The 12,006-nt window shown below is 59.2% G+C and carries 5 protein-coding genes, 1 tRNA gene and 1 pseudogene; 2 read left to right on the forward strand and 5 right to left on the reverse strand.

Features of this window, described 5'->3' with window-relative positions:
• Window positions 1–335 precede the first annotated feature (335 nt).
• On the forward strand, window positions 336–1,112 hold the full coding sequence (locus GC125_RS18880; RefSeq protein WP_151987078.1) for a sulfite exporter TauE/SafE family protein: 777 nt from the start codon (window positions 336–338) through the stop codon (window positions 1,110–1,112).
• 247 nt (window positions 1,113–1,359) lie between these two features.
• On the opposite strand, the pseudogene GC125_RS20310 reads toward GC125_RS18880, so the two are convergent.
• The 4 genes and pseudogenes from GC125_RS20310 to GC125_RS18900 all read right to left on the reverse strand — a co-directional run.
• Window positions 1,360–2,011, reverse strand: a pseudogene (locus GC125_RS20310) (transposase family protein); the annotation flags it as partial.
• Between the two features lie 655 nt (window positions 2,012–2,666).
• Entirely contained in the window at window positions 2,667–4,157 is a 1,491-nt protein-coding gene (locus GC125_RS18890; protein ID WP_151987082.1) for a ubiquitin-activating E1 FCCH domain-containing protein, read from the reverse strand.
• Window positions 4,158–5,167: 1,010 nt separating this feature from the next.
• Window positions 5,168–5,244, reverse strand: a tRNA-His gene (locus tag GC125_RS18895).
• A gap of 185 nt (window positions 5,245–5,429) precedes the next feature.
• Window positions 5,430–5,888, reverse strand: a complete 459-nt coding sequence (locus tag GC125_RS18900; protein ID WP_151987084.1) for a phasin — start codon at window positions 5,886–5,888, stop codon at window positions 5,430–5,432.
• A 256-nt stretch (window positions 5,889–6,144) separates the two neighbouring features.
• Between GC125_RS18900 and GC125_RS18905 the strand changes: the two genes are divergently transcribed.
• Entirely contained in the window at window positions 6,145–9,666 is a 3,522-nt protein-coding gene (locus GC125_RS18905) for a sensor histidine kinase (RefSeq protein WP_199864648.1), read from the forward strand.
• Between the two features lie 315 nt (window positions 9,667–9,981).
• Here the strand turns inward: GC125_RS18905 and GC125_RS18910 are convergent, their stop codons facing one another.
• The gene (locus GC125_RS18910) at window positions 9,982–11,943 is read right to left on the reverse strand and encodes an acetoacetate--CoA ligase (protein ID WP_151987086.1); all 1,962 of its coding nucleotides are present in this window, start codon (window positions 11,941–11,943) and stop codon (window positions 9,982–9,984) included.
• Between the last annotated feature and the right edge of the window lie 63 nt (window positions 11,944–12,006).

Here is a 12,006-nt window from a genome sequence, read left to right on the forward strand (position 1 = left end):
GTGTCGGTCTGACCCAGACGCCAATAAATCAACGATGGTGCAGGCCTCGTCGGGCGTGGCGTCAAGTTGAGCCTTCCAGGCGACTGCCGACGTTCTCGGCTCAAATCCCTGTGATTTCACCGAGGTTTCTGACAAGCGTTAGGCGAGCCCGCTAGTCACCAATGCCAGCCCCGAAGACGAGAACAGCGTATTCACGACAAAACACCCGCGACGATTGCGCCAGAACGACCTCGGCGTAAAGCTGTTTGCCGCAAAGCTGTAACACGAATCGGCTGGTGCTTCCGGGAAGCGGTCGGCAGCCTCAATGTCCTATAACCTAAGGCTGGAGATACCAGGTGCTCGACTTCTTCACTTTCGCCCTCGTCGGTTTCTTCGCCCAGGCCGTCGATGGCGCACTTGGCATGGCCTATGGCGTCATCTCATCCACGGTGCTGCTCGGCGTCGGCCTGCCGCCTGCCCAGGTGTCCGCATCAGTCCACGCTGCCGAACTCTTCACCACGGCAGCCTCGGGCAGCGGGCACCTCTATCACCGCAACATCGACTGGAAACTCTTTGCTCGCCTCGCCCCGTTCGGCATCATCGGCGGCGTGACCGGTGCCTATGTGCTGACCTCCATCGATGGCTCGGCGATCAAGCCGTTCATCACCACCTATCTCGCCGCACTCGGCATCTGGATTTTCGCGCGCTCCTTCCGCAAGCTTCCAAGCAAGCCGATCAGCGGCAAGCTGGTGGCGCCGCTAGGTCTTGCGGGCGGCTTTCTGGATGCCTCGGGTGGTGGTGGCTGGGGGCCGATCGTGACGACCGGCCTTCTTGGAGCCGGCGGCGCCCCGCGCTACGTGATCGGCACCGTGAATGCGAGCGAATTCCTGATCACGCTCTCCGTGTCGCTTGCCTTCCTCATCGCACTCATTACCGGCCACTGGCAGGATGCCGGCGACCTTTCAAACCATGCCATGTCCATCGCCGGCCTTATCGTCGGGGGGCTTGGCGCAGCGCCGCTGGCCGGCTGGATCGTGCGGCACGTGCCGGAAAAGTTGCTGCTTCGAGCGGTCGGCACAGTCATCTGCATTCTTGCGATCACGCAAACGGTCCAGCAGGTGTTTGCCGCGTGAGCGAAACGACTGTCGCCCGCATTCGGGTCCCACCCTTATTGGGTTGGTTTTCGCTCGATCGTGAAATCTACACTACCCGTCGTTCCCTGTATCGGCCAAAAACGACGCATCCACCCCACATCTGCTAGGCCGAGTTTCAGACCGTAGAGACTGCACGAGATCATCTAGATGTTCAGTTCTGGCATTTAATGAATACGATAATGATGAATCGAGCAGGCTCTGAAGTAGACCGTTTGCAGATGGACTAGTATCGTGTGAGGGTCTTGAGGCGGCGACCGAAGTGGTGGGCATCGATGAAATCCCGAACGTGCCGCTGCAGTTAATCGTAGCTGTCGTGGTGGAAGCATTTCACGGTCGTGTCCTTGATGATGTGGTTCATCCGGTCCATATAACCGTTCGTCCATCGATGGCGCGGTTTAGGCAGACGATCCTCGATGTCGAGATCGGCGCATGCCGCCTCGAAGGCATGGCATCGGAATGTCACCTTCTGTTCTCGCATGACCTTGATGGCCTGGGGTGTCCAGCCATCGCCCTAAAAGATCGGCAAAGTGCGTTCCGTCGGTGAGCACTGTGTGGATTTTAGTAGAGAACGGCTGTCGCCAGCGCCAAGAAGAAATCGCCAGCAATCCCCCTTAGGGGCCTTCCTACGAACTAAACGAAGCGAACTTGGACGTCCGATCGATGGCGACCAAGGGATGAAGCTTTCCCTCGGCCGTTTGCACCTCGGCGATGGCAATGTGGAAGTAGCAGCCAGTCGGGTAGCTTTTTAACTTTCTCTCCCGCGCTTTGAACCTTGCCACTTCCGGCAGGCACGACATGCCGTGTCGCTGAAGGCGGCGATGCAGGGATGAATACGTCAGGTGCGGGATGGTCGGCTGGAAGGCGTGGAGGCAGTCGTCTGTCGTTGTTGCGCTCACGTGTGACACCTGACCCATAGCGCATCCCTCCATTCATGAGAAAATGATGTACCATCAAAATCTGGGATCAAGCACTATCTGGCGAAGCAGGAGGTCCGCGCGCGGCTGGTCGGCGGCGTACTCCGTTGTTCTTGAACGTGATGCCGCGCTAATCGAGGAACAGCAATAACGTCGCTAGGGAAGCCTGCACCCCGCGCTCGGCGGCAAGGCGCTCACCGATCTCCGGCAGCGTGATGTCCGGCACTTACCTCGATTTGGCCAAGAATGAAACCTTTGTACGCACCGGGGTTCGAGCGGGACGGCTGGCCCGGCATGCGCGCCTGGGTCTCGCCGGTCTCGCAATAGCCGCGATCCCGCGCCCCGGCCATTGATATCCCAATCGCGAAGCGTCGCACAGCCTCTCGGGTCGAAACTTCATCCGCTGTTGCTGCAACTACCCTACCGCAAAGGTCACAGCTCAAGCTCTTCGTCACCACCACCTCTTGGGAATTCACCAGGACCAATGCGTCGCGCAGGGCCGATCGCATGAATCCTCAATTCGACTTTGCGTTCGTCAAAAACGCTTTAGCAGATTTATCGGCACGTTCGATGATAGGAATGTCATGCATCCCAGACTGCAGCGTCATAACGTGTCCGGTTAATCAATATAAATCTTGCCGATTTCGTACGTATTTCCGTCAGATACTGAAGTTATTCGACCGTTGAATGCAATCATTTGATCGGCCTCTGTTTGGTCAACCGATGAAAACAGAATTTCTGCGCCATACATCGCAAAGAATTTTGGATTATTCAACAGTGTCGCACTCCATAAGCTGGAGAACATATCGACAACAGGTTTGTAGATTGCGATTACGCCACCGTTGCTGGAGATTAAAGCTTCAACAGCATTCGAATTATAAGTCGATAGCTCAAAACCTAGGACTTTTGCCGTCTCGACTGCTCCAGTATTAAAGACAATATTGCTTTCATTTCCTGAGCCCTCGAACAGGATTCTTGGAGCGCTGAACATTTCGATGAATGGAAAACTGGCGTCGGGAAAACCGATCTCGATATGTGGTTGACCATAAGCAACAATGTAAGCGTCGGCGAGGCTAATTCCCTCAGTCCTTGCAATGTATAATGGACTTTTTGTCTGACGCCGAATAACGACACCGCCACCGGTATAAGTCTCCAGACTAGTCGTGTCTAAGTTAGTGGTTACAGTATCGCCCGTGACAGCGGTAACTTTAGCAGTAACGCGAGACAAATATTCCATTCCACCGACGTAAGCGAAAACCACCTCATCACCTGCCTCAAGGTTGTGATCGCTCAGCGTGAGTACTGCACTACGGCTGTTTGAGACATCAGCAAGTTGCCATTGATCAAGTGTCGGCAGATAGCGAAAATCACAGTTTCCCTGTAACGATACGTTGACGTTACTTGTTGACCCACGAATGACCTCGCCGAACTCTGAAACAAACGAATGGCCATCATACCCTTCGATGATTGCAACCCGCCCCTTGTGGTAGCTGTTGTAGTAGGTGCAGTGGTCGTGTTTGGCTGTCTCTTGACCAAACGCAACCCAGCAAGCCTCTGAAAAGAAGCCATCAATTGCCACGTCATTGAATTGGACGTTGTCGCAAAACTGGGAATTCGCCAGTCGCGCCGCTTGCCACGCCGAGCGCGGCATGCGGTCGCGGCCTCCGTGAAAGCCGATGCCGTTGATCTCGTAACCACGCGATCCGCTGAGGTCAAACATCGGCTTGCCTTCGCATTCACCGTAAAAATGACCTCCGCTCATTTTCCAATTCCATGCGGTGATTGCTGTGGCGTCGACAGTATCTGACAATCGCCACCTTCCACCGGAAAAGCTGATCTCGATTGGGGCCTGCTGGCCTCCGCTCTGAGCCATCAATTCGCGGAAGTATCGAAACATCGCGTTTATCGCGCCTGAATCATCTTGGACCCCGTCGCCGCGACCTTGAAACTGAAAGGGAGAGAGTACGATTTCTGATTGGGTTACCCTGCCAGGTACTACTGCGCCGATCTGCTGATCTGCCGGAACACGGGTCTGGGCTTTCGACACCGATGTGGAGGCAGCAAGGCACCCGGCCGCATATAGAAAGTTCCGCCTTGTCAGTTCTGTCATCAAATCAATCCGGAGCCTAGGTCGTCATTCTGAGCGAAGTCGCGGTTGGAGCGGCGTTGATCATCGGACCGTTAAGCCGCCGAACGGGCCGATGAAGCGTCTCCTTGCAGAAGCCGTCGCTGTCGCGCCGACCATGGTTGATTGCGCGTGCCTCAATGAAAATTGGCCGGATTGCTACTACCCAGGTTTAGACATGAGGGTAGTCTGCTGTGCGCATGTACATAGCCAAAATCCAATGTGTTTACTTTTAACAGACGAGGTCTCAAGAGCGACTGCTCATAAGAGCGATTAGATAATATGGGCGCAACATCATGCGAGAACGTGGAGGACGCCACGGTGCAAGAGCATTTCTATAGCGACGAGCACCGGTCGGGTGCATCCTTGTGTTCGGCTTGTTCGCGCAGCACCGCATGGCTGCTGGCCCCTATGAAGTTGGCGGATCGGATCCCTAACAGCGTCATCGCGCTTGAAGCGCAGGGTCCGCGGGGTTTGTTCGATCCCAGATCTGCCGGTTTGTCGTAACCACTCAGCTGCACTTACACCATCCTGCCGCCAGCGCGGCGCTGGCACTGTGAACAAATATGACAACATCCGAGCACGGCCTCTACCCCGGATTTCGTGCATCGGGTCCGACCTCGCATCCAGATACGAGTGGTACCGTTGAGACGGTCTCAGAGAGTGAAGCCCCGGTAGTGCAAAACATCAAGCCAGATCGCTTCAGCCTGTTCTGAGTTGTCCTGATCGACGTCGACGGACTCATCTTCGCAAGCCCCCCTGTTATTACGGCGATACCGGACTAAAGGCCGCAGCGAGGGCTGCGATCTCCAAGGCTTTTAGTAACACACGCCAGAGTTGCAGAACCGGCCACTACCAAGTTTGTTGACAAACGTCGACAGCGCCTAGAGTCCATAAAATGGTACGAGAATGGTACGGATCGCCAAATCAGACGCGCCAAAGCAAGAAACGCGGAGACCGCTATAACGATAAGAGACTGATTCAATTGGATAAAATGGTACGGTTGGGTGGGCTCGAACCACCGACCTCCGGATCCACAATCCGGCGCTCTAACCAACTGAGCTACAACCGCATAAATCTCGCCGCCCGCTGGGGCGCAACGTTGGCGTCTGATACCTACTGGTTGCTGGTTTTGCAAGGGGAAAGCTGAACCGAAACAGCGGTCCCGCTGGAGCTTCCCGACAGGCTTAGAAAGACGAAAGGGCCGGCTTGCGCCGACCCTTCCAGATGTTGGTGCCCGCCCCGGCAATCACGGCATTAGGCGACGTTGATGTCCTTCATGGACTTCTCGACGGCGACCTTGCCAGGCTTGGTGACGTCTTCGGACACCGTGCGGACGGCGTCCTGCCAGTTCTTGGCCTGGTCGACGGCGGCTTCCATCTGCATGCGCACGAAGGAAGACTGCAGTTCGATCATTTCAGCGACGGACTTCACGCCGAGCAGCTTTTCCATGTGGGAAAAGGTGGTCTCGGTGTTCACGCGCATGGTGTCGATGGCCTTGAGACCGAGTTCCACGGTGCCGGCCTGCGCCTTTTCCATGGTGGTTTCCATGGTCTTGGAGGCGTCTTCCGCCGCAGACTTCATCTTGGCGTAAGCTTCTTTGGACTGTGCAACACCCTTTTCAGCGAATTCGCGATAGGTGTCGGTGACCTTTGCCGGGTCGAAATTCGGGAAAGCGAAGATTTCTGCTTCGGCAGTTTTCTTGGCAGTAGCCATGATGATGCGCTCCTTTGGTTTGGAACCCTCTCATGAGGCGTCCCTTGGCGATGAGGCTCATATAGGGGATATTATTGTGCATTGCAACATTTTTCATGCAGCGCAACATCGACGTTAACCCTTTGCCGCGAAAGCAGGGGGTGAAAGCAGCCTTTTGGTAGACCGCCAGGCGCGCGCGCATTATTAAAAAAGCCTTAATGAATTCTATGATTAACAAAGCCTTGCCAGCGAATTCGGCCAGCGGATAGGGTTTTATATGCCGGCGCACGACTATCCGTTCATCGAGATCGCCGTTCATCCCTCGATCCGTGAACGGTATTCGGAAGGAGCCGGACTTGCCGTGCTCTCGCCCGCCGTGGACTACGTCTATTGGGCGAATGGCGCCGCCGCCACACAATTTGGCTACGAGAGCATCTATACGTTTCTGGAGGACGAGGCCTTCGAGGAAGGCCTTTTGGCGCGACAAGTCGCGACGGCGGCCGGACGCGTCGCCGCATCCGGCCAGGCCGAAAAGCTCATCCTGCGCGTGGGTTCCGGCTTTCGTCGCGTGGCGACCGCCTGTGTACTGGAGCCGATGACCTTGAGTGGCGGCGAGCCCGCCCTCCTCTTGGCCATGCCGCCGGAAAAGCGGCTCAGAGATAGCATCCATCGCGCTCAGGCGATGATTTCCGGTTTCGGCGACACCGACACGCATGTTGCCGTCCTGGATGGTGACGCGAACATGCTCGCCCAATCCATGACCTTCGATGGGCTGCAGATCTCGCCGGACGAAATGGTGGCGCTCGTGGAATCGGTCGACCGCGAACCGGGTCGATTGATCAAGCGTGCCATTCTGACTGCTCACGGTACGATGCCCGCCGCGATCGCCCGGATCGGCGACAGCCAACCACTGAACCTGATTTTCGTCGTGGAACCGGCAATTGCGGCGGCGCCGCAAGCACCTTTGGCTGCGCCCCCTGCACCGGTCGAGGCGCATTCCTCCGCCGCCGATGCCTCCGTTCCCGCACCGTCGCAGAGCCCGGAAGCCTCTCCGCCATCGATGAGGCCCTATCCGCATCAAGTTGAAGAAACCGTCGCGCATGCGCCCGCACCGCCCACAGACCCAAGCGATGAGGCGACAGGTGCCGGGAATGCCGCGTCGGGCTCTGATGCCCTCGATCGGTTTGAGTTCGACATCACGGCGCGTCCGGTCCGTTTTGCCTGGAAGATCGATTCCGGCGGGCTCTTCAGTGAAGTCTCGCCGGAATTCGGCAAGACGATCGGCCCCAATGCCGCCGATATCGTCGGGCGATCGTTCGAGGATGTCGCCACGGTCTTCAATCTCGATCCCGAGCGCAAGATCATCGATCTGCTGCACCGCCGCGATACCTGGTCCAGCAAGACCGTGATGTGGCCTGTCCAGGGCACCCCTCTTGTCGTGCCCGTCGATCTGGCCGCGCTGCCGACCTATTCGCGAGACCGTGCATTCGAGGGCTTCAGGGGCTTCGGCATCGTCCGCGTCGCCGAAGCTGTCGAAGATGCAGGTCGCCTTGGGCTCTCCCTCACGCCGCAGGCCAAAGTTTCGCCGACACCGCAGCCTTTCACACCGGAAGCGTCGCCACTGCCGGAACTGCCCACGATACCCACTCTCGATGTGCAGGACCCCGTCATCGAATTGCCGCTTCGCCGCCAGACCGAGGAAAGCCCGCCGGCGACGATCCCCGTGCCGTCCAACGACGACACTGCGCCACCAGCCTCGAACCATCGCGAACCGGATCCGATCGAGAACCCGTTGGAGGATCCGTTCCGCGGCGAGGTGCCGGCACTGCGTATCGTGGAAACACCGGCCAGGCGCTCGTCCGACAAGGTCATCGATCTCGACGAGCATCGCAGCCGCGGGCGCGAGGGCCTGTCGAAAATCGATCAGGCCGTGTTCCATCAGATCGGCGAGGAGCTCGGCCGTCGCCTGGCCAACCGTGATGCCGCCCGCAAGCATGGCGCGGATGCGAACCAAAACGCGGCGGCCCCGGCGGAGGCGAAGATGCCTGCTTCCGTGGCGCCCCCTCCCCCTGCCGAACCGGTCACAGCGGTGGAGCTCGTCGCGCGGGCATTGCCGACGGCAGTGCCGAAGGCCGAGCATGTCGCCGCCATCGCGCTGCCCGAGCCAAACCTGCAAGTTGTCGAGGCCAAGGAAGAAACGGCTGTTGAACCTTTAGCTTCCGACGCCGAACGGACCGCTCCGGACGGCACGGAGGTCGCGCCGGAACCATCGGTCGAATTCGCGAGCGAAGCGCCGAGACGTCCAGGCCGCACCTATCTCACGGCCGCATTCATCGATGCTTTGCCCGCAGCGCTGGCCATCCTGCGCGGCGAACGCATGCTGCACGCGAACTCGAATTTTCTTTCCCTCACCGGCTACGCCGGCAGCACGCATTTCGAAACTTCTGGCGGTCTCGATGCGCTGTTCCTCGACATGGAAGACAGCGCCCTTTCGGCGGTCGACCCAGCTACCAAGGGTCTTCGGCTCATGCGGCTGAACGGCGATCCCATCGAGGTCGACGCCAAGTTGCAATCGGTCGGCTGGGACGATGGCTCCGCGCTGCTGCTCGCGCTCGCACCGCTCCGCCAGGCGCCGCCAGCCGATACGGGGCAGGACCGTCGCACCGTCGCATCCAGTGCAGAAATCGAGATGGAGGAGCTTCGCTCCATTCTCGAAACGGCAACGGATGGCGTCGTGATCCTCGACGAGGATGGCTCGATCCGCTCCATGAACCGATCGGCAAGTGCCCTGTTCGACTATGAGAGCGACGAGACGCTGCACCAGCCCTTCGCCATGTTGTTCGCGCATGAGAGCCAGCGGGCCGTCCTCGACTATGTGGCAAGCCTTTCGGACAACGGCGTTGCCAGCGTGCTCAATGACGGCCGCGAAGTTATCGGTCGTGAGGCCTCAGGGGGCTTCATTCCACTTTTCATGACGCTGGGGCGCCTGCGGGGCTCAAACGGCTATTGCGCGGTGATGCGCGACATCACCCATTGGAAGCGGACAGAAGAGGAATTGCGGGCTGCCAAACGCAGCGCCGAAACGGCCAACGCCCACAAAAGCGAGTTTCTCGCCCGCGTCAGCCATGAGATCCGCACGCCTCTCAACGCCATCATTGGATTTTCGGAAATGATGTCGACAGAGCGGTTCGGCCCGCTGGGCTCCGCACGCTATCTCGAATACGCCCACGATATCGGCCGGTCGGGGCGTCACGTTCTGGATATCGTCAACGATCTGCTCGACATCTCGAAGATCGAAGCCGGCCAGCAGGACATGGATTTCTCGGCCGTCTCGCTGAACGAGCTTCTCGCCGAGGCCGTGTCGCTTCTCCAGCCGCAGGCAAATGCCGAACGGGTCATCATCCGCACCAGCCTGTCGACGGCACTGCCGGATGTCGTCGCCGATCCCCGCTCGGTCAAACAGATCGCGATCAATCTGCTGGCGAACGCAGTGCGGTTCACCCCGCCTGGCGGACAGATCGTCGTCTCGACGGTCTATGATGCCGGCGGTAAGGTCGTGATGCGCGTGCGCGATACAGGCATCGGCATGTCCCGCAGCGAACTTGATCATGCGATGAAGCCGTTTCGCCAGGGGCCGACCAGCCCGATGCGCCCGCGCGGCGATGGAACAGGGCTCGGCCTGCCGTTGACGAAGGCCATGGTGGAGGCGAATAGGGCGCATTTCGCCATCGAATCCGCGCCTGGCGAAGGTACGTTGGTCCAGGTGACCTTCCCTTCCCAGCGGGTCTTGGCAGACTGAGCATCTAAACGCCGCGCAAAAAAAAGGAGGCACGATGGCCTCCTTCAAGTCAAAATGCTGTTCGGCGGCTTGAGCAGGAACAACCAGCAGACCTATGGCGAATCGGCTGGTTGGGTCGCAACAAGTGGCTGCACTCAAGTTACACACAAGATGGCGCTTGCGACCTTACCAACTCCTTAACGGAATTTGTCAATTTTAACGGATCGGAAAGACTTGTCGTTGCTTGGTTAATTTGCCCGCAACGATCGGTTAACCATCCTGTTCCGAAATTCCCAGTCCTTTCAGTGACGGCCGCCAGCCACACAACTGATTTCGTCAGCTGCTGAGTTCCGGCAGGTCTGCGAACAAATCCAGCGCCTGCGGATTGGCGAGTGCCTCCTTGTTCTTCACCGGGCGGCCGTGAACGACGTCGCGCACGGCGAGTTCGGTGATCTTGCCCGATTTGGTACGAGGAATGTCGCCGACGGCGACGATCTTAGCCGGCACATGCCGCGGCGACGCGCCTTGGCGGATGCGCGAGCGGATCGACTTTTCGAGGTCCTCCGACAGGGTCTGTCCGGCGGCCATGCGCACGAAGAGCACGACGCGCACGTCCCCATCGAAATCCTGGCCGATGCAGATCGCTTCGGCGATCTCCGGCATCTGTTCGACGATGTTGTAGATTTCGGCGGTGCCGATCCGCACGCCGCCCGGATTGAGGGTCGCATCGGACCGGCCATGGATGATGAAGCCGCCATGCTCCGTCCGTTCGGCGAAATCGCCGTGGCACCAGACATTGTCGAAGCGATCGAAATAGGCCTCGTGGTACTTGGCGCCGTCCTTGTCGTTCCAGAAGCCGATCGGCATTGAGGGGAACGGTTTGTGGCAGATCAGCTCGCCCTTCTCGCCGACCACCGGTTCGCCGTCATCGTTCCAGACATCCGTTGCCATGCCGAGACCCGGTCCCTGGATCTCGCCGCGCCACACGGGCTTGGTCGGAACGCCGAGAACGAAGCACGCGCAGATGTCCGTGCCGCCCGAGATCGACGCGAGGTGCAGATCGTTCTTGATCCCCTCGTAGACGAAGGAGAAGCCTTCGGGCGAGAGCGGCGATCCCGTGGAGGTAAGCAGCCGCAGCGCCGACAGATCGTGATCGCGGCCGGGCGCGAGGTCCGCCTTGCGCACCGCATCGATGAACTTCGCGGACGTGCCGAAGACGGAGAAGCGCTCGGCGGCGGCATAGTCGAAAAGGACATTGCCGTCGGGATGGAAGGGCGAACCGTCGTAAAGGCAAAGCGTCGCCCCCACCGCCAGCCCCGAGACGAGCCAGTTCCACATCATCCAGCCGCAGGTGGTGAAATAGAAGAGCCGCTCGCCCGACCGGATGCCGCAATGGAGACCGTGCTCCTTCAGGTGCTGCAGCAGGATCCCGCCGGCCGAATGGATGATGCATTTGGGCACGCCGGTCGTGCCGGAGGAAAAGAGGATGTAGAGCGGGTGCGCGAACGGCAGCCGCTCGAAGGTGACAGCCTGAGGAGCGAAGGCTTCGATGAACTGGGCAAGCGTGGTCGCATTCTTCAATGCCCCGGCGACGCTGTCCGCCTTGCCGAGATAGGGAATGATCAGTGTCAATTCGGGCGCCAAGGCGGCTTCGATCGGCACGAGCTTGGCTGAAACGTCCTGCTCCTTGCCGTTGTACCAGTACCCATCGCAGGCGATGAAGAGCTTCGGCTCGATCTGGCCGAAGCGGTCGGTCACACCCCTTTCGCCGAAATCCGGCGAGCAGGACGACCAGATGGCGCCGATCGACGTGGCGGCCAGCATCAGCGCCACGGTCTCCGGCATGTTCGGCATCATCGCGGCAACGCGATCGCCGGGTCCGATCCCCATGGCGCGCATCGCCTGCTGCAGACGCGAGACCAGCGCGTGCAAATCATCCCAGGAGAGCCGCGTTTCGACCTTGTCTTCGCCGCGGAAGATAATGGCGTCGTCGTCGCCTGTCTGCGACAGCAGGTTTTCCGCGAAATTCAGCCGCGCCTGCGGAAAGAACGACGCTCCCGGCATGTGGTCGAGATGCTCCGCAAGCGCTTCGCCCTTCTCGCCCTTTACGTCGAAATAGTGCCATACGGACGACCAAAAGGCCGGAATGTCGGTCACCGACCAGGCATGAAGCGCCTCGAACGTATCGAACGTTTCGCCGGCGCGCGCACCGGCAAAGCGGGCGAATTCCATCATCCGGCTGGCGTCGATGTCAGCGCTCGATGGCGTCCAGAGCAGTTGGTTGTCGTCCGTCGGCATTCTTGTCCATCTCCCTTGGGCTCACGCGATACCCGCATAGCACTGTGCGGACCTCTGTTGAAG

It is taken from the genome of Rhizobium sp. EC-SD404, from assembly GCF_902498825.1.
Classification (GTDB): Bacteria; Pseudomonadota; Alphaproteobacteria; order Rhizobiales; family Rhizobiaceae; genus Georhizobium.